Genomic DNA, 23544 nt, shown 5'->3' with positions numbered 1-23544 from the left:
TTTTTAAATTCAGCCAAGCACCAATCAGGCGGCTATCAACGCCTTGACCTTGTTCATCGCATTCTTCTCCAGCTGACGAATACGCTCAGCTGAAACGCTGTACTTGTCCGCCAGCTCATGCAATGTCGCTTTTTCCTCAGCCAACCAGCGCTGGTAGAGAATGTCGCGGCTACGATCGTCCAGGCCTTGCAGGGCTTCATGCAGGTTGCTGGTGGAATTGTCGCTCCAGTCAGCGTCCTCGAGCTGCACAGCCGGGTCGTAACGGTGGTCTTCCAGGTAATGCGCAGGGGACTGGAAGGCGCTGTCGTCGTCAGCCTCGGCTGCCGGGTCGAAGGCCATGTCCTGGCCGCTCAGACGGCTTTCCATCTCGCGCACTTCACGCGGCTCGACGCCGAGGCTTTCGGCCACACGATGCACTTCATCGTTGTTCAGCCAAGCCAAACGCTTCTTCTGGCTGCGCAGGTTGAAGAACAGCTTGCGCTGGGCCTTGGTGGTAGCCACCTTGACGATGCGCCAGTTGCGCAGGATGAATTCGTGGATTTCAGCCTTGATCCAGTGCACGGCGAAGGACACCAGGCGCACACCCATTTCCGGGTTGAAGCGCTTGACTGCCTTCATCAGGCCGACGTTGCCTTCCTGGATCAGGTCGGCCTGGGCCAGGCCATAGCCTGCATAGCTACGGGCGATGTGTACGACGAAACGCAGGTGGGCCATCACCATTTGCCGAGCGGCCTCGAGATCCTGCTCATAATAGAGACGCTCGGCCAGATCACGCTCCTGCTCGACAGTCAGCAGCGGAATGCTGTTGACCGTGTGCACATAGGCTTCCAGGTTTGCACCGGGTACCAGGGCATAGGCAGGTTGCAACGATGTGGTCATTCAAGAACCTCCGACTTACTAAACTCGCGCCTTGTGAGCACTGCCAACATTGACCCGGAACGACGGTACAAGTTCCAAAATGAAAAAAATGTCAATGCTGGCACAGAAAAACTATCGTGGTGCCAACTCGTTCAAGTGACGAGCGACCGCGATCCATGCACCGATATACCCCAACAGCACCGCCCCGATCAAGAGCGACAGACCATCGGATGCTGGCACCCCGCCCAGGGCGAAGTCACTGCCATACAGCCCGGACAGCCCTACCACGGCCTCGTTCAGCCAGTTCAGGCCGAATGCGAGAATACCCCAGGCCAACAAGCCCGCACCCAGGCCGTACAAGGCGCCCATGTACAGGAAAGGCCGGCGTACGTAGCTGTCGGTGCCGCCAACCAGCTTGATCACTTCGATCTCGGTACGGCGGTTTTCGATATGTAGACGAATTGTGTTACCGATTACTAACAGCAAGGCAGAAATAAGCATCACAGCCAGCCCGAAGACGAACCGGTCGCCCAGTTTGAGGATGGCTGCGAGGCGCTCCACCCACACCAGATCGAGCTGGGCGTTTTCTACCCGTGGCAATTCAGCCAGGCGTTGACGCAAGGCTTCCAGGGCCGGCTTGTCGACTTCTGTCGGGGTCACCACTACCACGCCAGGCAGCGGGTTGTCGGGCAGCTCACGCAAGGCCTCGCCCAACCCGGACTGCTGCTGGAACTCCGCCAGTGCCTGCCCAGGGCTGACGTATAGCGCGTCGGCCACGCCGGGCATGCCCTTGATCTCTTCGCGCAGCGCCTCGCCCTCCTTGCTGCCCGCATCGAGCTTCAAGTACAGCGAAATCTGCGCCGCGCGCTGCCAGGAGCCGCCCAGTACCTCGACATTCTTCAGCAGCAGCGACAGCCCCATGGGCATGCTCAGCGCGACGGCCATGACCAGGCAGGTGAAGAAGCTGCCGATCGGCTGTTTGCCCAGGCGGCGCAGGCTGTCGGCCAGGCTGGCGCGATGGCTCTCCAGCCAGGCATTGAGCAGCGTGCGGAAGTCAGGACCGTCATCGTCATGCTCGCCGCGTTTTTTCCGGGTATCGGCGTCGGCGGCCTTGGGCGCAACCCGCTCGGAAACCTTGGGTGTACGTGTAGTGCTCATTGCCCGGCCTCCCCATCGCCGATCAGTCGGCCGCGCTGCAGGGTCAGCATGCGGTGGCGCATGCGCGCGATCAGTGCCAGGTCGTGGCTGGCGATCAATACCGTGGTGCCCAGGCGGTTGATGTCTTCGAACACGCCCATGATCTCGGCGGCCAGGCGCGGGTCAAGGTTACCGGTCGGTTCGTCGGCCAGCAGCAAGGCCGGCTGGTGGACGATGGCACGGGCGATACCGACACGCTGTTGCTGGCCGGTGGACAGGTCGGCCGGGAACAGCTCACCTTTGTCTGCCAGCGACACACGCTCCAGCGCCGAATCCACCCGCTTGGCGATCTCGGCCTTGGACAGGCCGAGAATCTGCAATGGCAGCGCAATGTTGTTGAAAACGGTACGGTCGAACAGCAACTGGTGGTTTTGGAACACCACGCCGATCTGCCGACGCAGGAACGGGATCTGCGCGTTGCTGATCTGGCCCAGGTCCTGCCCTGCCAGCAGCAGTTTGCCGCTGGTCGGGCGCTCCATGGCCAGCAACAGGCGCAGCAAGGTGCTCTTGCCGGCGCCAGAATGGCCGGTGACGAACAGGAATTCGCCCCGGCGCGCCCGGAAACTCAGCTCATGCAAGCCGACATGGCCGTTGGGGTAGCGCTTGGCAACCTGTTCGAATCGGATCATGGATGCTCTCGCTCGGCGAACAGAGCCTTGACGAACGGCTCGGCTTCGAAGGTGCGCAGGTCGTCGATGCCTTCACCGACACCGATGAAGCGGATCGGGATATTGAACTGCTTGGCCAGGGCAAAGATCACCCCGCCCTTGGCGGTGCCATCCAGCTTGGTCAGGGCCAGGCCGGTCAGCTCGACGCTCTGGTTGAAGTACTTGGCCTGGCTGATGGCGTTCTGGCCGGTACCGGCATCGAGCACCAGCAGCACCTCGTGCGGCGCCTCGGCGTCGAGTTTGCCCATGACCCGGCGAACCTTTTTCAGCTCTTCCATCAGGTTGTCTTTGGTGTGCAGACGGCCGGCGGTATCGGCGATCAGCACGTCGGCACCACGCGCCTTGGCGGCCTGCACGGCATCGAAGATCACCGACGCGGAATCGGCACCGGTGTGCTGGGCGATCACCGGGATCTGGTTGCGCTCACCCCAGACCTGCAACTGTTCGACGGCAGCGGCACGGAAGGTGTCGCCTGCTGCCAGCATGACCTTCTTGCCCTCAAGCTGCAGTTTCTTGGCCAGCTTACCGATGGTGGTGGTCTTGCCGGCGCCGTTCACGCCCACCACGAGGATCACGTAGGGCTTGTTCTGCGCTTCGATTTTCAAGGGGCGCTCGACCGGGCGCAGCAACGCGGCCAGTTCGTCCTGCAGTGACTTGTACAGGGCATCGGCGTCTGCCAGCTGCTTGCGGGCGACCTTCTGGGTCAGGTTCTGGACGATGATCGAGGTTGCCTCCACACCGACGTCGGCAGTCAGCAGGCGGGTTTCGATTTCGTCGAGCAGGTCGTCATCGATGACCTTCTTGCCCAGGAACAGGCTGGCCATGCCTTCGCCAATGCTGGCGCTGGTCTTCGACAGGCCCTGCTTGAGGCGGGCGAAAAAGCCGGGCTTGGCCTGTTCGCTGGCGGCCGGGGGGGCAACGACCACGGCTGGCTGGGCTTCAGGCTCTGGCTCTGGCTCTGGCTCTGGCTCTGGCTCTGGCTCTGGCTCGACAAGCTTTGAGACTGTGGCAGGCTCTGGCGCCGGGCGCTCGGGGATCGCTGGCGGGGCCTTGGGTTCCAGGTCCGGGACCAGGGCGACAGGCTCTTCGGCTACGGGCAGGACCAGGTTGCTGACCGGGGGCTCGACGGCTTCGATTACCGGGGCCTCAAGGGCTACGGGTACTGGAGCATGGCTCTCGAGCCGTGGGGCGGCAGACTCGGCATTCGCGGGCAAGCCCGCCCCCACAGGGGCCGGGGTAGGCTCAGGAACCCGTACAGCCTCGGGGGCCCGGGCCGGTTCTGGGACCCGTACAACCTCGGGGTCCGGAACAGGCTCTGGGGCCGGGGTAGGCTCAAGAGCAGCGGCGGGTTCGGGCGCTGGCGCAGGCTCAACGGGGCGTGGGGCCTCGGCGGCTGGCGCAGGGGCTTGGGCGGCCTGCGGCTCGGCTGGAGCAGCTTCAGGCTGCTCGACGGCCGGCTGCGGCGCTAGCGGCTCTGCAGCCTGCTCATCGGGGGCTTGTGGCTGTTCGGCGACAGGTTGCTGCGGCTTCTTGCGAAACCAGCTGAACAGGCCTTTTTTCTCGCCAGCCTCTGCCGGCGCTTTTTTGTCGTCGTTGGAACCAAACATGGAAGACGGCTATCTCAGGGTAGCGATGGGCCAGCAGCGGCACATCGGGAATTCTCTTAACGCAGAACAGACTATTTTGAATCCGGCTGGTTCATGCGCAATGTTTTGTCTTGATAGACCTGTGGGCCAGAACGGCGACAGGCATGGTCGCCAGGCAACCGGATCAGTATCCTAGCACCTCCTGGCCCGCCGACGCTAAACCCAGCGGGCCGCCGAACAGGTTAAACACCTTATGAATGCTCTAGCCCGCCGCGCCGCTGGCCTGTTGCTCAGCACGCTCTGCCTGCCGCTCGCGGCTTTCGCCGCCGATGTGCAACCCACCCATGAATTCATCCTCGACAATGGCCTGAAGGTCGTCGTTCGCGAGGACCACCGTGCGCCGGTGGTGGTTTCGCAGATCTGGTACAAGGTTGGCTCGAGTTACGAAACTCCGGGCCAGACCGGCCTGTCCCACGCCCTGGAACACATGATGTTCAAGGGCAGCGCCAAAATCGGCCCAGGCGAAGCCTCGCGCATCCTGCGCGACCTGGGTGCTGAAGAAAACGCCTTCACCAGCGATGACTACACCGCTTATTACCAGGTGCTGGCCCGCGACCGCCTGCCGGTTGCCTTCGAGCTTGAGGCCGACCGCCTGGCCAGTCTGCGCCTGCCGGCCGACGAGTTCGCCCGCGAAATCGAGGTGATCAAGGAAGAGCGCCGCCTGCGCACTGACGATCAGCCCAGCTCCAAAGCCTTCGAGCTGTTCCGCGCCATGGCCTACCCGGCCAGCGGCTACCACACGCCGACCATCGGCTGGATGGCCGACCTCGAGCGCATGAAGGTCGAGGAGCTCCGTCACTGGTACGAGTCCTGGTATGCGCCGAACAACGCCACCCTGGTGGTAGTAGGCGATGTCACTGCCGACGAGGTCAAAGGCCTGGCGCAGAAGTACTTCGGCAGCATCCCCAAGCGCAGCGTGCCGCCCGCCAAGCTTCCACTGGAACTGGCCGAGCCGGGCCTGCGCCAGCTGACCCTGCACGTACGCACCCAGCTGCCCAGCCTGATCTACGGCTTCAACGTACCAGGCCTGGCCACCGCCAAAGACCCACGCACCGTGCACGCCCTGCGGCTGATCTCGGCCCTGCTCGACGGCGGCTACAGCGCCCGCCTGCCGGCCCGCCTGGAGCGTGGCGAGGAGCTGGTGGCCGGCGCGTCGTCCAGCTACAACGCCTTCACCCGCGGCGACAGCCTGTTCCTCGTTTCGGCCACCCCGAACGTGCAGAAGCAGAAGACCCTCGCCGATGTCGAGAAAGGCGTGTGGCAGCTGCTCGACGAACTCAAGACCACCCCGCCAAGCGCCGAAGAGCTGGAACGCGTCCGCGCCCAGGTGATCGCTGGCCTGGTCTACGACCGCGACTCCATCAGCAGCCAGGCCACCACCATCGGCCAGCTGGAAACAGTCGGCCTGTCCTGGAAGTTGATCGACAGCGAACTGGACGAGCTCAAGCGCGTGACCCCCGAAGACATCCAGAACGCCGCGCGCACCTACTTCACCCGCGAACGCCTGAGCGTTGCCCACGTACTGCCTGAGGAGTCCGCTCATGAGTGATCGCAGCGCACCACGCTACACCCTGATCGGCACGGGCCTCATCGCGCTGGTAGTGGTCGTGGCCGCCGTCCTCGCGCGCCCGGCCCATTCCGAGGCCGACAGCACCGCAGCGCGGCCGGCCAATACCCTGCAGTCGCTGGCCGACCTGGACGGCAAAGCGCCTAGCCGACGCCAGCTGAACATCCAGAACTGGACCACCGCCGAAGGCGCGCGCGTACTGTTCGTCGAAGCCCGCGAGCTGCCGATGTTCGACCTGCGCGTGACCTTTGCCGCCGGCAGCAGCCAGGACGGCAATACGCCGGGCTTGGCCACCCTGACCAACGCCATGCTCAACGAGGGCGTGGCCGGCAAGGACGTGACCGCCATCGCCGAAGGCTTTGAAGGCCTCGGTGCGGACTTCGGCAATGGCTCTTACCGCGACATGGCCGTGGCCTCGCTGCGTAGCCTCAGCGCGAAAGACAAGCGCGAACCGGCCCTCAAACTGTTCGCGGAGGTGGCTGGCAAGCCGACCTTCCCGGAAGACGCACTCAAGCGCATCAAGAACCAGCTGCTGGCCGGTTTCGAATACGAGAAGCAGAACCCCGGCAAAATCGCTGGCAAGGCGCTGTTCGCCAAGCTTTATGGCGACCACCCGTATGGCCAACCCAGTGATGGCACTGCCGAAAGCATCCCGGGCATTACCCTGGACCAGCTGGGTGCCTTCCACGCCAAGGCTTACGCGGCTGGCAACGCGGTAATTGCCCTGGTCGGCGACCTCAGCCGCGAAGAGGCCGAGGCCGTCGCCGCCCAAGTCTCCGCCGCTCTGCCCAAAGGCCCGGCGCTGGCCAAGCCAGCCCAACCGGTTCAGCCGAAAGCGGGCGCCAGCCACATCGACTTCCCGTCCAAACAGACCCACCTGATGCTGGCCGAACTGGGCATCGACCGTCAGGACCCGGACTGGCCTGCGCTGTCGCTGGGCAACCAGATTCTCGGCGGCGGCGCCTTCGGTACTCGCCTGATGAGCGAAGTCCGCGAAAAGCGCGGCCTGACCTACGGCGTATACTCGGTGTTCAGCCCGATGCAGGTAAGCGGCCCGTTCATGATCAACCTGCAGACACGCGCCGAGCTCAGCGAAGGCACCCTGAAACTGGTCCAGGGTATTCTCGCCGACTACCTGAAGAACGGCCCGACCCAGCAAGAGCTGGACGATGCCAAACGCGAACTGGCCGGCAGCTTCCCGCTGTCCAACGCCAGTAATGCAAGTATCGTCGGGCAACTGGGTGCCATTGGCTTCTACAATCTGCCATTGACCTGGCTGGAAGACTTCATGCAACAGTCTCAGGCGCTGACCGTCGAGCAGGTCAAGGCGGCGATGAACAAGCACCTGGCAGCCGATCAACTGGTGATCGTTACCGTCGGCCCAAGCGTGCCACAGAAACCGCTGCCGGCCCCCACTGACAAACCCGCCGAGCAAGCGCTCGGCGTACCGGAGCATTAATGCCTAGATCCACCCCTCCCGCCCGCCCGCAGCAGGGCCAAAGCAAGGGCCAGGGTCACCTGCGCATCATCGCCGGCGAGTGGCGCAGCCGCCGCCTGGCGGTGCCTGAAGGCGACGGCCTGCGGCCGACCACCGACCGCGTGCGCGAAACCGTATTCAATTGGCTGGCGCCCTACATCGAAGGCGCAAGGGTACTCGATGCCTTCACCGGCAGCGGCGCTCTGGTGCTTGAAGCGTTGTCCCGCGGTGCCGAAGATGCCGTGGCGCTTGACAGCAACGCAGCGGCAATCAGCAACCTGAAGAACAACCTGGAAATCCTGCGCTGCCCGCGCGGGCAGATCCTGCAGACGGACGCCCTGCGCTACCTGCAAGGCCCGGCCAAGCAGCAATTCGACGTCGTGTTCCTCGACCCGCCGTTCCACAAGGACCTGCTGGCCAACACCTGCACCCTGCTGGAACAGAACCAATGGCTTCGCGACCAAGCCTGGATCTACACCGAAAGCGAAGCGGCACCGTCGACCCTGCAACTACCGGGCAACTGGCGCCTGCACCGCGAGAAGAAGACCGGCCAGGTGCACTACGCGCTCTGGCAGCGGGGCTAACTATGTAGCGCTGCCTGCATGGGCATATCGCTGAAGCTGCTGCGGTTCACTGCAACCGGAGCACTTCAGCGATGACCTTAGCTCCTCCTAATAAGCCTCGATCAGGTCTCGGCAGGACTGGCATCTGTGGTTTCAGCAGCCAGATGGCCGCCGTGCAACTCTGGTATCACGTGGGTTTCAGCCATGAGCCTGCGGGCCACAGCAACCTGTCCCACCTTCTGGAGCATTTGATTTTCGAGGGCAGCAGCAAACTGGCAGCCGGCCAATATTCTCGAGTGATCGCTCGGCTTGGCGGCAATGCACAAGGGCGCTGTTTCATGGCACTCTAGGCTGGCACATCACGAGTCGCCCAGCATGCCCAGCACCAGCGCCCCTTTCCGTCCGGCCGTCGGCCTTTCCAACCCCCATCTGCAAACGCTGTGGGGGCCACTGTGGCGCAAGCTGCCGGCACTGCAGCGCAACCGGGAGCGCTTGTGGCTGGCCGATGGCGATTTCCTTGACCTCGACTGGCATGGGCCGCACCAGCCGGATGCACCGCTGGTGCTGGTGCTGCACGGTCTGACCGGTTCCTCGCATTCGCCTTACGTCAAAGGCCTGCAACAGGCGTTACAGCACCGTGGATGGGCCAGCGTCGCAGTGAACTGGCGCGGCTGCTCGGGGGAACCGAACCTGCTGGCGCGCAGTTACCACTCCGGGGCCAGCGAAGACCTGGCTGAGATCATCACCCACTTGCGCGCCCAGCGCCCATTGGCGCCGTTGTACGCGGTGGGTTATTCGCTGGGTGGCAATGTACTGCTCAAGTACCTGGGCGAGACTGGTGTCGCCAGCCGACTGGAGGCGGCGGTGGCGGTATCGGTGCCGTTTCGCCTGGACCACTGTGCCGACCGTATCGGTCAGGGGTTTTCCAAGGTTTACCAGGCGCACTTCATGCGTGAAATGCTGGCGTATGTGCAACTCAAACAGCGGCACTTCAACGACAACGGTCAGCATGAAAGGCTGGAGGCGCTCACTCGCCTGGGGCCGCTGACCCGCTTACGCACGTTCTGGGACTTCGATGGCAAGGTTACTGCGCCGCTGAACGGCTTTCGCGACGTGCACGATTACTATCGCCGCTCATCGAGCCATTTCTTCCTCGGCCAGAACCGCACACCCACGCTGATCATCCACTCCAGCGATGATCCGTTCGTCGCCCGCCATAGCCTGCCTACCGCCCGGGAACTAGCCCCACAGACCCGCCTTGAACTGCATAGCCACGGCGGCCATGTGGGCTTTGTCGATGGCAGCCTGCGCAACCCGGGGTATTACCTGGAGCGGCGCATTCCGCGGTGGTTGGTCGAGGGCCAGTAGCGAACCGGCTCCCCGGCACGCTCCTTGGGCAATCGAGCTGCTACTCGCCGGTGGCCACGCCATGCGCGGGGTTGTTGATCCACTCACTCCACGACCCGGCATACAGCTTGCCCAAAGGGTACCCTGCCAGCGCCAACGCGAACAGGTTATGGCAAGCCGTCACTCCAGACCCGCAGTAAGACACCAGCTGCTCCGGCGCCCGCCCCGCCAGCTTCTCGGCAAAGCGTTGCGTCAACTGGTCCGCCGGCAAGAAGCGCCCATCGGGGCCAAGGTTGTCGGTAAACGCTGCACATTGGGCCCCGGGAATATGCCCCGCCACGGGGTCGATCGGCTCTACTTCGCCACGGAATCGCGGCAAGGCGCGCGCATCGATCAGGGTCATTTCCGCTTTGCCCAGCTGCTTGGCCAAGTGTTCGCCGTCGATCAGCAACTTTGCGTCCGGTACGCCGCTGAACGAGCCTTCACGCCGTGCTGGCGCATCCAGGCTCAATGGCAGGTGCGCGGCGTGCCAGGCCTTGAGGCCGCCGTCGAGGATAGCTACGCCGCTGCGCTTGCCCAGCCAGGCCAGCAGCCACCAGGCACGCGCGGCAAATGCACCGGGACCGTCATCGTAAAGCACCACTTCGCTGTCGTTATCCACCCCCCAATCACGCAGGCGCTCGACCAGGTCATGCGGATCAGGCAGCGGGTGCCGCCCCGTTCTGCCCTTGCTTACCGGGCCACTCAGATCACGCTCCAGGTCGGCAAAGTGCGCCCCGGCGATATGCCCCTCGGCATAGCTGCGTTGGCCGTAATCCACGTCTTCCAGGGCAAAACGACAATCGAGGATCACCAACTTGGGCGAGTTCAGACGCTCGGCCAGCTGCTGCGGGGTGATCAATTGCGCAAGGGGCATGACAGTCTCCTGATCGATGGCACGAAGGCCCTGGGCTATTGCTCCAGGGCCTGGTTGAACGGAACATGGAATTCCTGGCACAGCGCATCCACGGCACTGCGGGCCTTGGCGGTGACGAAGCCGAGCTCCAGCACCAGTACCTGATAGACGCCGCGCTTGAAGGCTTCTTCACCCAAATGGGCGGAATGCTCGCGGGTGGTGCTGAGAAAACGCACCCACGAGGTCAGGACGATCCAGGCATTGATGGTCAGCGATTCGATCTGCGCAGGCGCCATGGCCAGGATCCCGGCTTCGATGAAGCCGCGGTAGATCGCCTGACCTTGGTGCAGGCAACGTTCGGAAAAACGCCGGTAACGGGCGGCCAGCTCGGCGTCGCTGTCGAGCAGGTGCTCAAGGTCGCGGTGCAGGAAGCGGTAGTTCCACATCGCCGCAAGCAGCGCCTTGAGGTAGAAACGCTTGTCTTCGACCGTGGCCGCGCGGCCTTGCGGTGGGCGCAGAAAGCTGTCCACCAGTTCTTCGTACTGGTTGAACAAAACGGCGATGATCGCCTGCTTGTTGGGGAAGTGGTAGTACAGGTTGCCAGGCGAAATTTCCATGTGCGCGGCAATGTGGTTGGTACTGACGCTACGTTCGCCCTGCTGGTTGAACAGCTCCAGGCTGTTCTGCACGATGCGCTCTCGGGTTTTCATGCGCGGGGCCATGCTCAGCTCCCAGTCTGCAGGCTTGCGGTAATGGCCCATCTTACGGCGTAAAGCGGCCTGGATGCACGGTTCGCACAGGTGAAAAAGTCGCACCATCGTGCTAGTTAGCGTATAGGCTCGAGGTATACTCAGCCCACTCAGGGAGCGTCCGTGACCTCGCCCACCGCCCTGCCTCTCATGCATTCCGACAGCGAACTGGCGGCCATGTTCGCCACGCAGCGCAAGGCCTTTGCAGGCAACCCCATGCCGCCAGCAGCGCAACGCCGGCAGTGGCTGGCAACCCTGCGCGAGGCCTTGCTGGCAGATCAGCAGCGGCTGATCGAGGCGATTGATGCGGATTTCGCTGGCCGCAGCGCCGACGAAACACTGCTGGCCGAACTGCTGCCCGCGGTGCAGGGCATTCGCCACGCCGAGCGTCACCTGCGACGCTGGATGCGCCCGGCCAGGCGTACCGTCGGCCTGGCCTTCCAGCCCGCCAGCGCGCGCGTGCTGTATCAGCCGTTGGGCGTGGTTGGCATCATCGTGCCGTGGAACTACCCGCTGTTTCTCGCCATCGGCCCGCTGACTTGCGCCTTGGCCGCTGGCAACCGGGTCATGCTCAAGCTCAGCGAGTCCACGCCCGCCACCGGCCTGGCGCTGAAAGCGCTGCTTGAGCGAGTGTTCCCGGATGACCTGGTCAGTGTGGTGCTGGGCGAGGTGGAGGTCGGCCAGGCGTTCGCCAGGCTGCCCTTCGATCACCTGCTGTTCACCGGCGCCACCAGCGTCGGCCGCCAGGTCATGCTGGCTGCAGCGCAAAATCTCACACCTGTGACCCTGGAGCTGGGCGGCAAGTCGCCGGCCATCGTGTCGGCCTGCGTGCCGCTGGCCAGCGCCGCCGAACGCATCGCCTTCGGCAAGGCCCTGAACGCCGGCCAGACCTGCGTCGCCCCTGACTACGTGCTGGTGCCCCGCGCGCGGCTGGGCGCCTTCTGCGATGCCTATCGCAATGCCGTGCGCCGCCTGTATCCGCGCATCGCCGACAACCCCGACTACAGCGCCATCATCAACCCGAGGCAGCTTCAGCGCTTGCAGCACCTGCTGGACGACGCCCGCGACAAAGGCGCGCAAGTCATCGACCTGTACCCCGACGAAGTCCGTCAGGGCCGGCGCCTGCCGCCGCAGCTGCTGCTGAAGGTGAACGATGGCATGCTGGTAATGCAGGACGAGATCTTCGGCCCGCTGCTGCCCGTAGTGCCCTACGACAGCCTCGATGGCGCCCTGGACTACATCAATCAGCGCCCACGCCCACTGGCCCTGTATTACTTCGGCTACGACCGCGCCGAGCAGGAACAGGTGCTGCAACACAGCCACTCCGGCGGCGTTTGCCTGAATGACACCTTGCTGCAGGTGGCCCAGGACGACCTGCCATTCGGCGGCATCGGCCCCTCCGGCATGGGCCACTACCACGGCCACGACGGTTTTCTGACCTTCAGCAAAGCCAAGGCGGTGCTGGCCAAGCAGCGCCTGAATGCAGCCCGGTTGATCTACCCCCCGTATGGCAAGGCCTTGCAGCGTCTTGTCTACAAATTGTTCATCCGCTAAGGCCGGGGCAACCATCCGCGCCTCACTCACCGACGCCCTGCTCGCACGGCTGGCACACAGTGCATGACAACAAATGCCCGCGCTGTCTATAGTGCGATCAGCTGGCCGCATGACTTGGCCGGGCGCTATCGCTGCGCTAACATCCGACTCCCCAACGCACTCCAAGCCAGGATGACGCGATGAACCGAGTGTTGTACCCGGGTACTTTCGACCCCATTACCAAAGGCCATGGCGACCTGGTCGAGCGCGCCTCGCGGTTGTTCGACCACGTGATCATCGCAGTGGCGGCCAGCCCGAAGAAAAACCCCCTGTTCCCGCTGGAACAACGGGTAGCGCTGGCCCGTGAGGTCACCAAGCACCTGCCCAATGTCGAAGTCATCGGCTTCTCTTCGCTGCTGGCGCATTTCGCCAAGGAACAGGGCGCCAACGTCTTCCTTCGTGGCCTGCGCGCGGTGTCCGACTTCGAATACGAGTTCCAGCTGGCGAACATGAACCGGCAACTGGCGCCCGACGTCGAAAGCCTCTTCCTTACGCCGTCGGAGCGTTATTCGTTCATTTCCTCGACCCTGGTCCGGGAAATTGCTGCGTTGGGGGGCGACATCACCAAGTTTGTCCACCCGGTGGTGGCTGAAGCACTGACTGAACGCTTCAAGAAGTAAGCCAGACTGCTGATTATCGCGCCCGCGTGCACTGCGGGCGCGAATGCGGCACAATTGTGCCCATTGCGTTGAACATGCCCGGGCCAAGAGCCCCGGCCGGAGTCCCCATGTCCCTGATCATCACCGACGATTGCATCAACTGCGACGTCTGCGAACCCGAGTGCCCGAACGAGGCTATCTCCCAAGGCGAAGAGATCTACGTGATCGACCCTAACCTGTGCACCCAGTGCGTTGGTCACTATGACGAGCCGCAATGCCAGCAGGTCTGCCCGGTCGACTGCATCCCACTGGATGAAGCGCACCCGGAAAGCGAAGAACAGCTGATGGCCAAGTACCGCCGGATTACCGGTAAGGACTGAGCCCTTCTGGCTTGCGATGGCCCTGTCACCGGCTTGCCGACGACAGGGCCGGTTGCTTCAGCGCTGGCAGCGCGGGCAATAGACGCTGGCCCGCTGGCCCAGCTTCACTTCGCGCAAGGTCGTCCCGCATAACTTGCACGGCATCCCGCCGCGGCCGTACACGAACAGTTCCTGCTGGAAGTACCCCGGCTGCCCGTCGCCGCCAATAAAGTCGCGCAAGGTCGTGCCGCCCTGCTCGATGGCGGCTGCCAGCACGCGCTTTATTTCGATGGCCAGCTTCAGGTAACGCGCCCGCGAAATGCCGCCCGCTTCCCGGCGCGGGTCGATACCGGCGGCAAACAAGGCTTCGGTCGCGTAGATGTTGCCCACCCCTACCACCACCGCGTTATCCATGATGAACGGCTTGACCGCCATCGAACGCCCGCGTGACAGCTGGAACAGGCGCTCACCGTCGAACAGGTCGGTCAGCGGCTCTGGCCCCAGGCGCAACAGCAACTCGTGGTTGAGCGGGTCGAGGCTCCAGAGCATGGCGCCAAAGCGGCGCGGGTCGGTGTAGCGCAGCATCAACCCCGACTCCAGTTCGATGTCGACGTGCTCATGCTTGGCCGCTGGCACCCCGAGTTCCACCAGGCGCAGGTTGCCCGACATCCCCAAGTGGCTGATCAAGGTACCCACCTCGGCATTGATCAGCAGGTACTTTGCGCGCCGCTCGACGCTGACGATCCGCTGCCCGGACAACCGGATATCCAGGTCTTCCGGGATCGGCCAGCGCAAGCGCCGATCACGCACCACCACACGGCTGACGCGCTGGCCTTGCAGATGCGGCGCGATACCGCGCCGGGTCGTTTCGACTTCAGGTAATTCCGGCATGAATCAATGCCCGCCCAGTTCGCGAATGTTCTGTTTGAGGTTCTCGAAGTCGTACTCCGACAAACCGATATAGTCGAGTACCAGTGGGCCGACTGCGTTCCATTCGTGGTCGACGCCCTGGTTGCCCAACACCCGGTACGACGCACAGATGTGTTCGGCCATCTTCAGCACCGCAAGCAGGTGCTTTAGTTGGCTCTGGGCGTTGCGCGACGATTCCTCGCGGAACACCGCCAAGGCGTTGTGGTGGTTGGCAATGGCCGAGCTGATGTGCTCCGGCAGGCGCCAGGACTTGGCTGTGAAGTAGCCGACCACCGAATGGTTAGTGTTGAAGGTGCGGTTCTCGGTATCGACCACACGGGTATCCGCGTCGGCCTTGGCGTAGGCCTCTTCCAGCACCTCCATGTAATTGGGGAAGCGCTTGAGCATCAGCGGCACGCCACAGTCATGGAACAGCCCCAGCGTGTAGGCCTCGTCCGCCGCCTGCAGGCCGGTGCGCTTGGCCAGCGTAAGGCAGGTCATGGCCACATCCTGAGCGGTGTCCCAAAAGCGGTTGAGGGTGACGATGGTCTCGTCGCTCATCTCGCCCTTGATCGACTGGGCATTGATCAGGTTGATGATCGAGCGGCTGCCCAGCAGGTTTACTGCGCGCTGGATCGAGCCGATCTTGTTGGCCAGGCCGAAATGCGGCGAGTTGACCAACTTGAGGAGTGCACCGGACAGGCCCGGGTCTTGGGAAATCAGCTTGGCGATGGTTTCCAGGTCCGGGTCGGGCATGTACTGCTCGAACTGCAGGTCGACCATGATCTGCGGCTGCGGCGGAATGGTAATGCCTTGCAAGGCTTGCTGGATCTGTTCGGCGCTGAGTTCTTGGGACATGCGTACACACTCGTTGGGGACCGGGGATTCTAACCCAGGGGCTGTGCTGCAGTCCCTGTGAGCGCGCGCTTGCCAGCGCAGGTGCCAGCACTTTGTCGTGCCCTGCACCGATCCACAGGCCAACACGCTATACTCCCGCTCTTTTTTCCCGGAGCGACGTCATGTCCCTGCCCAGCCTTCGCCTCAAAGCCAATGCCGACCGCCGCCTGCGCGCCGGCCACCTGTGGGTCTACAGCAACGAAGTCGATGTTACCGCGACCCCGCTGCAAGGCTTCCAGGCCGGTCAACAGGCGGTTCTCGAGGCTGCCAACGGCAAGCCGCTGGGTATCGTGGCCCTGAGCCCGAACAACCTGATCTGCGCCCGCCTGCTGTCGCGCGACATCAAGCTGCCGCTGGACAAGTCGCTGCTGGTGCACCGCCTCAACGTCGCACTGTCGCTGCGTGAGCGCCTGTTCGACAAGCCGTGCTACCGCCTGGTCTACGGCGACTCCGACCTGCTGCCGGGCCTGGTGGTCGACCGTTTCTTCGACATTCTCGTGGTCCAGCTGGCCTCGGCCACCATGGAACTGCACAAGGACGACGTGATCGCCGCCCTGGTCCAAGTCCTCAAGCCGAGCGGCATCCTGTTCAAGAACGACTCCGCCGCGCGGGATGCCGAAGGCCTGCCGCGCTATGTCGAAACCGTCTATGGCGAAGTGCCGGACTGGGTCGCGCTGGAAGAGAACGGCGTCAAGTTCGAAGCCCCGGTGCGCGAAGGGCAGAAAACCGGCTGGTTCTATGACCACCGCATGAACCGTGCGCGCCTGGCACCCTACGTCAAGGGCAAGCGTGTGCTCGACCTGTTCAGCTACATCGGTGGCTGGGGCGTGCAGGCCGGCGCTTTCGGCGCCAGCGAAGTGTTCTGCGTTGATGCTTCGGGCTTTGCCCTGGACGGCGTCGAGCGCAACGCCACGCTCAACGGCATCAGCGAAAGAGTGACCTGCATCGAAGGCGACGTGTTCGAGGCGCTGCGCGAGCTGAAGGCCGCCGAAGAGCGCTTCGACGTGATCATTGCCGACCCACCCGCGTTCATCAAGCGCAAGAAAGACCTGAAAAACGGTGAAGCGGCCTACCGTCGCCTCAACGAACAGGCCATGCGCATGCTGACCAAGGACGGCATCCTGGTCAGCGCCTCGTGCTCCATGCACCTGCCTGAGGACGACCTGAACAACATCCTGCTGACCAGCGCCCGCCACCTGGACCGCAACCTGCAGTTGCTCGAGCGCGGTGGTCAGGGCCCGGACCACCCGGTACACCCGGCGATCGCCGAAACCCGCTACATCAAGAGCATCACCTGCCGGTTGCTGCCCAACAGCTGATCAGCGAACCCTGGGGCTGCCGTGCAGCCCCAGGGCCATCTCAGATATCCAGCACGTACGAAGCGATCGCGAAGTACACCAGCACCCCCGCCGCGTCGGCGATCGAGGTCACCAGCGGCCCGCTGGCCGTCACCGGGTCGAGCTTGAGCTTGGTGAACATGAACGGCAGGCTCATGCCAATCAGGCTGCCCAGCAACACGATCACCAGCATGCTGCTGGCAACGATCACTGCAATGTCCGCCCCGCCTCGCAGCGCACCCAGCGATGCCACTGCCACCGCCATGGTGCCGCCCAGCGCCAGCGCCACGCCGCATTCACGCCCCAGCATGCGCAGCCAGTCACGCATGACCACCTCGCCCGTCGCCAGGCCCCGCACCATCAAGGTGGCCGACTGCGCCCCGGCATTACCGCCGCTATCCACCAGCAGCGGCAGGAAGAACACCAGCACGATGTGCGCAGCGATGGTGTCCTCGAATGCCGCTATCCCGGCCCCCGAGAACAAATTGCCGAACACCAGCAGCACCAGCCAGAACACCCGCTTGCGGTACAGCAGGCTGACAGTGGCATGCCTGAGGTTGCCGACGTGGCTGGTAATGGATGCGCCCTTGTGGAAGTCCTCGGTAGCCTCCTCGACGACCACGTCGAGTGCATCGTCGCAGGTCACCAGGCCCACCAGCCGCCCGGCTTCGTCCAGCACCGGCACGGCCAACAGATCATGCTTGCGGATCAACCGGGCCACCTCCTCCTGGCGCGTCGAGGTACAGACGCAGATGACCTTGTGCACCATGATCTGCTCGATCGGTGCATCCGGCGCGGCCAGGATCAGCTCGCGCAGGGACAGCGTACCCAGCAGGTTGCGCTGCCCGTCGAGCACGTAGGATTGATAGATGGTTTCGGCATCGGCGGCCTCGCGGCGCAGCATGTCGATGGCCTGGCTGGCGCTGAGGCCGGCGTCCAGGCAGGAATACTCGCTGGTCATCAGGTAACCCGCCGTGCCTTCGGGGTAGCCTTCAGGGTGAAGACAATCGTCGCGTCGCGCCTGGGCAGCCTGGCGCAGGTCGAGTGGGGAAACGAGGGTGTCGGACAGATGTTGCATGAAGTTCTCCAGGCGCCGACGCAGGCACCCGCAAACCTCAGCCACGCGGGCTCAAGCCTTCGGAAGCCCTGGCGGCGGCGCGCTCAGTGCCAATTTGCGAGTTCGGTATGAACTGAAACTGGGAAGGTCCATTGAGGTGGTATCTCGTGAAGCCGCACATGCGGCGGGCGGATCATAGTCAGGCTTGGGCCTGCAGGTCAGCCCCTGGCACAGCGTTTCAGAACCGTCCTACACACTACCGGCCATGCGGCCAAAGCTACCGCCAGACACATCGCCATTCCCTCGCCGCGCCAGCGGTGTAGAATCGGGCTATTCATCGCCAGTCATCCCCGGCGGGTTTATGAGCTCTGGTCGAGCACACGGCGATCCCGTGATGTTTTCGGCCCCATCCGTGCCAGTGGCAACCGGCCTAAGGCGCATAGGACAAGAGAAGCTCACTTCCCTTTTTTGTGACCAGATCAAGCCGCCAGGAGTGCTTCATGCCTGATTACCGTTCCAAGACTTCCACCCACGGCCGCAACATGGCCGGCGCCCGTGCCCTGTGGCGCGCCACCGGCATGAAGGACGACGATTTCAAGAAACCGATCATCGCCATCGCCAACTCGTTCACCCAGTTCGTCCCGGGGCACGTGCACCTGAAGGACCTGGGCCAGCTGGTTGCCCGCGAAATCGAACGCGCCGGTGGCGTGGCCAAGGAATTCAACACCATTGCGGTCGACGACGGCATCGCCATGGGCCATGACGGCATGCTGTATTCCCTGCCCAGCCGCGAAATCATCGCCGACGCCGTGGAATACATGGTCAACGCGCACTGCGCCGACGCCATCGTGTGCATTTCCAACTGCGACAAGATCACCCCCGGCATGCTGATGGCCGCCCTGCGCCTGAACATTCCGGTAATTTTCGTCTCCGGCGGCCCGATGGAAGCCGGCAAGACCAAGCTGGCCAGCCACGGCCTGGACCTGGTCGACGCAATGGTGATCGCCGCCGACTCCACGGCGTCCGACGAGAAGGTAGCCGAGTACGAGCGCAGCGCCTGCCCGACGTGCGGTTCCTGCTCGGGCATGTTCACCGCCAACTCGATGAACTGCCTGACCGAAGCACTGGGCCTGGCCCTGCCGGGCAACGGTTCGACCCTGGCCACCCACGCCGACCGTGAGCAGCTGTTCCTTACTGCCGGCCGCACCATCGTCGAGCTGTGCAAGCGCTACTACGGCGAGAACGACGAGTCGGTACTGCCGCGCAGCATCGCCAACTTCAAGGCGTTCGAAAACGCCATGATGCTCGACATCGCCATGGGCGGTTCGACCAACACCATCCTGCACCTGCTGGCCGCAGCCCAGGAAGGCGAGGTGGCATTCGACCTGCGTGACATCGACCGCCTGTCGCGCAAGGTGCCGCAGCTGTGCAAAGTGGCGCCGAACATCCAGAAGTACCACATGGAAGACGTCCACCGCGCCGGCGGCATCTTCAGCATCCTCGGCTCGCTGGCCCGTGGCGGCCTGTTGCACACCGACCTGCCGACCGTGCACAGCGCCAGCATGGAAGAAGCCATCGCCAAGTGGGACATCACCCAGACCGATGACGAAGCCGTGCACACCTTCTTCAAGGCAGGCCCGGCGGGCATCCCGACCCAGACGGCCTTCAGCCAGTCGACCCGTTGGGAAACCCTCGACGACGACCGTGAAAACGGCTGCATCCGCAGCTTCGAGCACGCCTATTCGCAAGAAGGCGGCCTGGCCGTGCTGTACGGCAACATTGCCCTCGACGGCTGCGTGGTGAAAACCGCCGGTGTGGATGAGTCGATCCACGTGTTCGAAGGCAACGCGAAGATCTTCGAAAGCCAGGACAGCGCTGTGCGCGGCATCCTCGCCGACGAAGTCAAAGCTGGCGACATCGTCATCATCCGTTATGAAGGCCCGAAGGGCGGCCCGGGCATGCAGGAGATGCTCTACCCGACGTCGTACCTGAAATCCAAAGGCCTGGGCAAAGCCTGCGCCCTGCTCACCGACGGCCGCTTCTCGGGCGGAACTTCCGGCCTGTCGATCGGCCACGCTTCGCCGGAAGCCGCTGCTGGCGGCGCCATCGGCCTGGTGCGCGACGGTGACAAGGTGTTGATCGATATCCCTAACCGCTCGATCAACCTGCAGGTCAGCGACGAAGAGCTGGCTGCGCGCCGTGCCGAGCAGGACAAAAAAGGCTGGAAACCGGCCGAAGTGCGCCCGCGCAAGGTGACCACCGCACTGAAGGCCTACGCGCTGCTGGCGACCAGTGCCGACAAGGGTGCTGTGCGTAACAAGGCGATGCTCGAAGGGCTGTGAGGCACTTCTGGTGTGAATGAAGAACCGGCGCCCTGAGCGCCGGTTTTTTTATGCCTGTACCGGCCCTATCGCCGGCAAGCCGGCTCCTACAGGTACTCCACAGCCTTCAAATACTGTGATTACCTGTGGGAGCCGGCTTGCCGGCGATGGGGCCGCTACAGGCGGCAAACGGCCTATTGAATCTGCTCCGGCGTCACGATCACCCAGTTCTTGTCGGCCGTCACCGGCAACCCTTCCTTCGTCTGGGCCGCTGCGTTCTTGGCGATCATCCCGTTCAACTGGTCCATGTACTTGGCCTTGCGGTTTATCCACAGGTGGATGCCGCCCTTGTCCACATCCACACCATGGAATTGCATAAAGCCATCGCTGGTCGGGGTGTCGCCGCCAACCAGCACGGGTTTTTTCCATTCATCGATGTAGGTGAGGATTGCCGCTTGCTTGCCCGCCATCCAGGTCGCCGGAGTCCACAGGTAAGGGGTCAGCTCCAGGCCTTCGTTGGCCTTGGCATCGTAATGCCCTGCAGTGATCTGCTTGCGTGCCGTGGTCAACTGGCCGCTGGCGCGGTCCTTGAGCAGCAGGCTGACGCCGATCACGTTCTCAGGCTTCACGTTGTAGCCGTATTTGGGGTCCGAGGCGACCATGCGCACCAACTCTTCGGAGGCAGCAGAGATCACGTAGACCTCGATGCCGTTCTCCATCAGCTTGTTGAACAGCTCGGTCTGGCCGGTGAAGACCTTGGGTGGCTGCACTTCGATGGGTTTGACCTGATCCCCTTCTGAGTAGGTGGTGGGGATTGGCCTGGTGGAAGCCATCAGCTCATCGACCTGAACTTTGAGTTCTTTGAGGGTAAAACCCGAAAAAACCTGGGCAACCCACGGGTAGCAGACCATGTCGTCGAGTTCGCACAGGCGGTAGTAATAACTGAACAGACTCTCCTTGTGCTCCGCGGTGTCCTTGAATGGGATCAGCTTCAGCGACGGGTCGAGCTTGTCCCGGCTCAGCAGCCCTTTGTTTTCCATGAACGGCAGCAGCGCTTCCTCAAGGTCGTAGCGGTAGCTGGTGTTGTCCATGTCGAACACCGCGTAGTGACCCTGGTTGGCATTGGCGGCAATCATCGTGTCGAGCTGCTTGGCCGCCTCGGCAGGCCAATGGGTAAGTTCGGTCGACCAGGTTTCGATACTGAACAGCAGCGACAAAGCGACGGCCAAGGCTTTCGGAGCGAACGTCATGTGCGAATCTCCTGAAATGATCGGGAAAAACTAGACCAATGTCTCAGCCAAGCGGGACGCCACAGCGACGCTCATAAAGTTGTAAACGTCGTGTGCATTGCTATCTGCGACAACTTGTTATTCCATAAACGACTAAGCAAATTACTTTTGGGTATAAATTCGTTTCTTTTCAGGCTGTTAGCATTTCCGTTCGCAATCGCTCACAGAGGCGATGCCTCTTCTGCTTTTTCCTGGAGCTTCAATGAACCTGCCGCTGTCTCTCAACCTGCTGGCGTTCCTGGCCCTGCTGCTGGGCCTGGCGCAAACCCGCCGTACCGACTGGAGCCTGGCCAAGAAGGTCCTGCTCGGCCTGGCACTGGGCGTAGGTTTCGGCCTGGTGCTGCACACCATTTACGGTGCTGGCCACCCGGTGCTGAAAGCCACCATCGGCTGGCTCGACCTGGTCGGTAACGGCTACGTCGGCCTGCTGCAGATGATCGTCATGCCGCTGATCTTCGCCTCGATCCTCAGCGCCGTGGCGCGCTTGCACAATGCTTCATCGCTCGGCCGCATCAGCGTGCTGAGCATCGGCACGCTGCTGCTGACCACCGCCATCGCCGCGCTGATCGGCATCGTGCTGACCAACCTGTTCGGCCTTAGCGCCGAAGGTTTGGTCGCCGGCGCCCAGGAAAGCGCGCGCATGCAAGTTATCCACAGTGATTACGCGGGCAAGGTCGCGGACCTCAACATCCCGCAGTTGCTGCTGTCGTTCATCCCGAGCAACCCGGTGGGCGACCTGGCACGGGCCAAGCCAACCTCGATCATCAGCGTGGTGATCTTCGCCGTGTTCGTAGGCCTGGCCGCGCTGCAACTGATCAAGGACGATGCCGAGAAAGGCCAGCGCGCCCTGTCGGCCATCGACACCCTGCAAGCCTGGGTAATGCGCCTGGTGCGCGTGGTGATGAAACTTACCCCGTACGGCGTGCTGGCGCTGATGACCAAGGTCGTGGCCAGCTCCAACCTGGATGACATCCTCAAACTGGGCAGCTTCGTGGTGGTGTCGTACATCGGCCTGGGCCTGATGTTCGTGGTGCACGGCATCATCCTCGCCGCCACCGGCGTCAGCCCGCTGCGCTTCTTCCGCAAGGTGTGGCCGGTGCTGACCTTCGCCTTCACCAGCCGCTCCAGTGCGGCCAGCATCCCGCTGAACATCGAGGCGCAGACCCGTCGCCTGGGCGTGCCTCAGTCGATCGCCAGCTTCAGCGCATCGTTCGGTACGACCATTGGCCAGAACGGCTGCGCGGGCCTGTACCCGGCGATGCTGGCGGTGATGGTGGCCCCGGCAGTGGGCATCGACACCTTCGACCCGCTGTGGATCGCAACCTTGGTGGCCATCGTCACACTCAGCTCGGCAGGCGTTGCCGGCGTGGGCGGTGGTGCAACCTTCGCGGCGCTGATCGTGCTGCCAGCCATGGGCCTGCCGGTAGAACTGGTGGCCTTGCTGATTTCGGTCGAGCCGTTGATCGACATGGGCCGCACGGCGTTGAACGTCAATGGCTCGATGACCGCAGGCGTGGTGACCAGCCAACTGCTCAAGGAGACCGACAAGGCTGTGCTGGCTGACGATGAGCACGCCGAGTTGAGCCACTCCTGAAACAGCTGGGGCCGCTAATGCGGCCCCAATTGATTTAACGTCGCTCCCAAACCTCGAAGTGGTAACTGGGAGCATCAGCTTCGGCAGGCTGATGCTCTTGAGAAGTGATTTCCCATTCAGAATCGTCGACACGAGGAAACCAAGCATCTCCTTCTGGAGCATAGTCGACTTGAGTCAGATACATCCTATCTACCAGACCCTGCTCCAGGGCTTGGCCATACAATTGTGCCCCGCCAATAAGCATCAGCTCATCTACACCAGTTTCTCTCGCCCAGTGATCTGCCAAATCAATTGCCGCAGCTAATGAGGGTTGCACCTGCGCACCCTCGAGATTGAGGCCCGGTTGACGACTCACAACAATATTCAATCGACCGGGCAAAGGCCGCCCTAGGGACTCCCAAGTTTTGCGTCCCATGATGATCGGCTTGCCCATAGTCTGAGCTTTGAAAAATTTGAAATCCCCCGGCAAATGCCAGGGCATACGGTTTTCGATGCCAATCACACGGTTCGCACCAATGGCAGCAATGAGGCAGAGGGGTAGTGGCTTTTTCATGGTGGCGAGAATACCAAACAACCCGGTGAAGATATCTAGCTAACCGTCGAGAACTCACTTGCGAACACT

General features: G+C 63.0%; 21 protein-coding genes and 1 pseudogene. 11 read left to right on the top strand and 11 right to left on the bottom strand.

Annotated features, from left to right (window positions below):
- Nucleotides 1-24: 24 nt before the first annotated feature.
- The 4 genes from rpoH to ftsY form a co-directional block, all read right to left on the bottom strand.
- Nucleotides 25-879, bottom strand: a complete 855-nt coding sequence (gene rpoH / locus ACNQPL_RS07115; protein ID WP_346614175.1) for an RNA polymerase sigma factor RpoH — start codon at nt 877-879, stop codon at nt 25-27.
- Nucleotides 880-990: 111 nt separating this feature from the next.
- A complete protein-coding gene (gene ftsX / locus ACNQPL_RS07110) occupies nt 991-2016 on the bottom strand; it encodes a permease-like cell division protein FtsX (protein ID WP_416466298.1) in 1026 nt (341 codons plus the stop codon).
- Nucleotides 2013-2684, bottom strand: a complete 672-nt coding sequence (ftsE, locus tag ACNQPL_RS07105) for a cell division ATP-binding protein FtsE (RefSeq protein ID WP_060480077.1) — start codon at nt 2682-2684, stop codon at nt 2013-2015. Before ftsE ends, ftsX begins: the two co-directional genes overlap by 4 nt.
- Nucleotides 2681-4330 carry a signal recognition particle-docking protein FtsY gene (gene ftsY, locus ACNQPL_RS07100; protein WP_416466297.1) on the bottom strand — a complete coding sequence of 550 codons (1650 nt, stop codon included), beginning with the start codon at nt 4328-4330 and terminating at the stop codon, nt 2681-2683. Before ftsY ends, ftsE begins: the two co-directional genes overlap by 4 nt.
- A gap of 232 nt (nt 4331-4562) precedes the next feature.
- Between ftsY and ACNQPL_RS07095 the strand changes: the two genes are divergently transcribed.
- From ACNQPL_RS07095 to ACNQPL_RS07075, 5 genes and pseudogenes are all read left to right on the top strand, one after another.
- Nucleotides 4563-5918: a M16 family metallopeptidase gene (locus tag ACNQPL_RS07095; protein WP_416466296.1), complete on the top strand. Its 1356-nt coding sequence runs from the start codon at nt 4563-4565 to the stop codon at nt 5916-5918.
- Entirely contained in the window at nt 5911-7395 is a 1485-nt protein-coding gene (locus tag ACNQPL_RS07090; protein ID WP_416466295.1) for a M16 family metallopeptidase, read from the top strand. The genes ACNQPL_RS07095 and ACNQPL_RS07090 overlap by 8 nt, the downstream gene beginning before the upstream one ends.
- Nucleotides 7395-7997 (top strand): 16S rRNA (guanine(966)-N(2))-methyltransferase RsmD, encoded by a 603-nt coding sequence (gene rsmD, locus ACNQPL_RS07085; protein WP_346614180.1) that lies wholly within the window; start codon nt 7395-7397, stop codon nt 7995-7997. Before ACNQPL_RS07090 ends, rsmD begins: the two co-directional genes overlap by 1 nt.
- A gap of 143 nt (nt 7998-8140) precedes the next feature.
- Nucleotides 8141-8296: pseudogene (locus ACNQPL_RS07080) on the top strand (insulinase family protein); the annotation flags it as partial.
- 55 nt (nt 8297-8351) lie between these two features.
- Complete coding sequence (locus ACNQPL_RS07075; RefSeq protein WP_416466294.1) at nt 8352-9344, top strand: hydrolase; 993 nt, start codon at nt 8352-8354, stop codon at nt 9342-9344.
- A 40-nt stretch (nt 9345-9384) separates the two neighbouring features.
- Here ACNQPL_RS07075 and ACNQPL_RS07070 read toward each other — a convergent pair whose 3' ends face one another.
- Nucleotides 9385-10239 (bottom strand): sulfurtransferase, encoded by an 855-nt coding sequence (locus tag ACNQPL_RS07070; protein ID WP_416466293.1) that lies wholly within the window; start codon nt 10237-10239, stop codon nt 9385-9387.
- Between the two features lie 35 nt (nt 10240-10274).
- The gene (locus tag ACNQPL_RS07065; RefSeq protein ID WP_346614183.1) at nt 10275-10940 is read right to left on the bottom strand and encodes a TetR/AcrR family transcriptional regulator; all 666 of its coding nucleotides are present in this window, start codon (nt 10938-10940) and stop codon (nt 10275-10277) included.
- A 150-nt stretch (nt 10941-11090) separates the two neighbouring features.
- Between ACNQPL_RS07065 and ACNQPL_RS07060 the strand changes: the two genes are divergently transcribed.
- The 3 genes from ACNQPL_RS07060 (at nt 11091) to ACNQPL_RS07050 (ending at nt 13539) form a co-directional block, all read left to right on the top strand.
- Nucleotides 11091-12521 carry a coniferyl aldehyde dehydrogenase gene (locus ACNQPL_RS07060; RefSeq protein ID WP_416466292.1) on the top strand — a complete coding sequence of 477 codons (1431 nt, stop codon included), beginning with the start codon at nt 11091-11093 and terminating at the stop codon, nt 12519-12521.
- A gap of 179 nt (nt 12522-12700) precedes the next feature.
- Nucleotides 12701-13180, top strand: coding sequence for a pantetheine-phosphate adenylyltransferase (gene coaD, locus ACNQPL_RS07055; protein WP_119146559.1), 480 nt, complete (start codon nt 12701-12703; stop codon nt 13178-13180).
- 107 nt (nt 13181-13287) lie between these two features.
- Nucleotides 13288-13539, top strand: a complete 252-nt coding sequence (locus ACNQPL_RS07050) for a YfhL family 4Fe-4S dicluster ferredoxin (protein ID WP_016502084.1) — start codon at nt 13288-13290, stop codon at nt 13537-13539.
- A 57-nt stretch (nt 13540-13596) separates the two neighbouring features.
- Here ACNQPL_RS07050 and mutM read toward each other — a convergent pair whose 3' ends face one another.
- Both mutM and ACNQPL_RS07040 read right to left on the bottom strand, forming a co-directional pair.
- Nucleotides 13597-14409, bottom strand: coding sequence for a bifunctional DNA-formamidopyrimidine glycosylase/DNA-(apurinic or apyrimidinic site) lyase (gene mutM / locus ACNQPL_RS07045; RefSeq protein ID WP_346614185.1), 813 nt, complete (start codon nt 14407-14409; stop codon nt 13597-13599).
- A 3-nt stretch (nt 14410-14412) separates the two neighbouring features.
- Nucleotides 14413-15231 carry an HDOD domain-containing protein gene (locus ACNQPL_RS07040; RefSeq protein WP_416466336.1) on the bottom strand — a complete coding sequence of 273 codons (819 nt, stop codon included), beginning with the start codon at nt 15229-15231 and terminating at the stop codon, nt 14413-14415.
- Nucleotides 15232-15446: 215 nt separating this feature from the next.
- On the opposite strand from ACNQPL_RS07040, the gene ACNQPL_RS07035 reads away from it, so the two are divergent.
- Nucleotides 15447-16643 carry a class I SAM-dependent rRNA methyltransferase gene (locus ACNQPL_RS07035; protein ID WP_346614186.1) on the top strand — a complete coding sequence of 399 codons (1197 nt, stop codon included), beginning with the start codon at nt 15447-15449 and terminating at the stop codon, nt 16641-16643.
- 40 nt (nt 16644-16683) lie between these two features.
- Here the strand turns inward: ACNQPL_RS07035 and mgtE are convergent, their stop codons facing one another.
- Nucleotides 16684-17739, bottom strand: a complete 1056-nt coding sequence (mgtE, locus tag ACNQPL_RS07030; RefSeq protein ID WP_416466291.1) for a magnesium transporter — start codon at nt 17737-17739, stop codon at nt 16684-16686.
- A gap of 479 nt (nt 17740-18218) precedes the next feature.
- Between mgtE and ilvD the strand changes: the two genes are divergently transcribed.
- Nucleotides 18219-20060, top strand: coding sequence for a dihydroxy-acid dehydratase (ilvD, locus tag ACNQPL_RS07025; RefSeq protein ID WP_346614188.1), 1842 nt, complete (start codon nt 18219-18221; stop codon nt 20058-20060).
- A gap of 173 nt (nt 20061-20233) precedes the next feature.
- Here the strand turns inward: ilvD and ACNQPL_RS07020 are convergent, their stop codons facing one another.
- Nucleotides 20234-21289 carry a haloacid dehalogenase-like hydrolase gene (locus tag ACNQPL_RS07020; RefSeq protein WP_416466290.1) on the bottom strand — a complete coding sequence of 352 codons (1056 nt, stop codon included), beginning with the start codon at nt 21287-21289 and terminating at the stop codon, nt 20234-20236.
- 241 nt (nt 21290-21530) lie between these two features.
- On the opposite strand from ACNQPL_RS07020, the gene ACNQPL_RS07015 reads away from it, so the two are divergent.
- A complete protein-coding gene (locus tag ACNQPL_RS07015; protein WP_346614190.1) occupies nt 21531-22922 on the top strand; it encodes an L-cystine transporter in 1392 nt (463 codons plus the stop codon).
- 34 nt (nt 22923-22956) lie between these two features.
- Here ACNQPL_RS07015 and ACNQPL_RS07010 read toward each other — a convergent pair whose 3' ends face one another.
- Nucleotides 22957-23475: a dihydrofolate reductase gene (locus tag ACNQPL_RS07010; protein ID WP_416466289.1), complete on the bottom strand. Its 519-nt coding sequence runs from the start codon at nt 23473-23475 to the stop codon at nt 22957-22959.
- Nucleotides 23476-23544 lie beyond the last annotated feature (69 nt).

Source organism: Pseudomonas sp. LFS044, from assembly GCF_047978245.1.
Taxonomy (GTDB): Bacteria; Pseudomonadota; Gammaproteobacteria; order Pseudomonadales; family Pseudomonadaceae; genus Aquipseudomonas.
Note: the sequence above shows the minus strand (reverse complement) of the source record. Positions and strands in the feature narration are given on the sequence as shown.

Excerpts from the sequence above, each read along its gene's own strand:
- rpoH (WP_346614175.1), bottom strand. The coding sequence starts at position 879 with ATGACCACATCGTTGCAACCTGCCTATGCCCTGGTACCCGGTGCAAAC.
- ftsX (WP_416466298.1), bottom strand. The coding sequence starts at position 2,016 with ATGAGCACTACACGTACACCCAAGGTTTCCGAGCGGGTTGCGCCCAAG.
- ftsE (WP_060480077.1), bottom strand. The coding sequence starts at position 2,684 with ATGATCCGATTCGAACAGGTTGCCAAGCGCTACCCCAACGGCCATGTC.
- ftsY (WP_416466297.1), bottom strand. The coding sequence starts at position 4,330 with ATGTTTGGTTCCAACGACGACAAAAAAGCGCCGGCAGAGGCTGGCGAG.
- ACNQPL_RS07095 (WP_416466296.1), top strand. The coding sequence starts at position 4,563 with ATGAATGCTCTAGCCCGCCGCGCCGCTGGCCTGTTGCTCAGCACGCTC.
- ACNQPL_RS07090 (WP_416466295.1), top strand. The coding sequence starts at position 5,911 with ATGAGTGATCGCAGCGCACCACGCTACACCCTGATCGGCACGGGCCTC.
- rsmD (WP_346614180.1), top strand. The coding sequence starts at position 7,395 with ATGCCTAGATCCACCCCTCCCGCCCGCCCGCAGCAGGGCCAAAGCAAG.
- ACNQPL_RS07075 (WP_416466294.1), top strand. The coding sequence starts at position 8,352 with ATGCCCAGCACCAGCGCCCCTTTCCGTCCGGCCGTCGGCCTTTCCAAC.
- ACNQPL_RS07070 (WP_416466293.1), bottom strand. The coding sequence starts at position 10,239 with ATGCCCCTTGCGCAATTGATCACCCCGCAGCAGCTGGCCGAGCGTCTG.
- ACNQPL_RS07065 (WP_346614183.1), bottom strand. The coding sequence starts at position 10,940 with ATGGCCCCGCGCATGAAAACCCGAGAGCGCATCGTGCAGAACAGCCTG.
- coaD (WP_119146559.1), top strand. The coding sequence starts at position 12,701 with ATGAACCGAGTGTTGTACCCGGGTACTTTCGACCCCATTACCAAAGGC.
- ACNQPL_RS07050 (WP_016502084.1), top strand. The coding sequence starts at position 13,288 with ATGTCCCTGATCATCACCGACGATTGCATCAACTGCGACGTCTGCGAA.
- mutM (WP_346614185.1), bottom strand. The coding sequence starts at position 14,409 with ATGCCGGAATTACCTGAAGTCGAAACGACCCGGCGCGGTATCGCGCCG.
- ACNQPL_RS07035 (WP_346614186.1), top strand. The coding sequence starts at position 15,447 with ATGTCCCTGCCCAGCCTTCGCCTCAAAGCCAATGCCGACCGCCGCCTG.
- mgtE (WP_416466291.1), bottom strand. The coding sequence starts at position 17,739 with ATGCAACATCTGTCCGACACCCTCGTTTCCCCACTCGACCTGCGCCAG.
- ilvD (WP_346614188.1), top strand. The coding sequence starts at position 18,219 with ATGCCTGATTACCGTTCCAAGACTTCCACCCACGGCCGCAACATGGCC.
- ACNQPL_RS07020 (WP_416466290.1), bottom strand. The coding sequence starts at position 21,289 with ATGACGTTCGCTCCGAAAGCCTTGGCCGTCGCTTTGTCGCTGCTGTTC.
- ACNQPL_RS07015 (WP_346614190.1), top strand. The coding sequence starts at position 21,531 with ATGAACCTGCCGCTGTCTCTCAACCTGCTGGCGTTCCTGGCCCTGCTG.
- ACNQPL_RS07010 (WP_416466289.1), bottom strand. The coding sequence starts at position 23,475 with ATGAAAAAGCCACTACCCCTCTGCCTCATTGCTGCCATTGGTGCGAAC.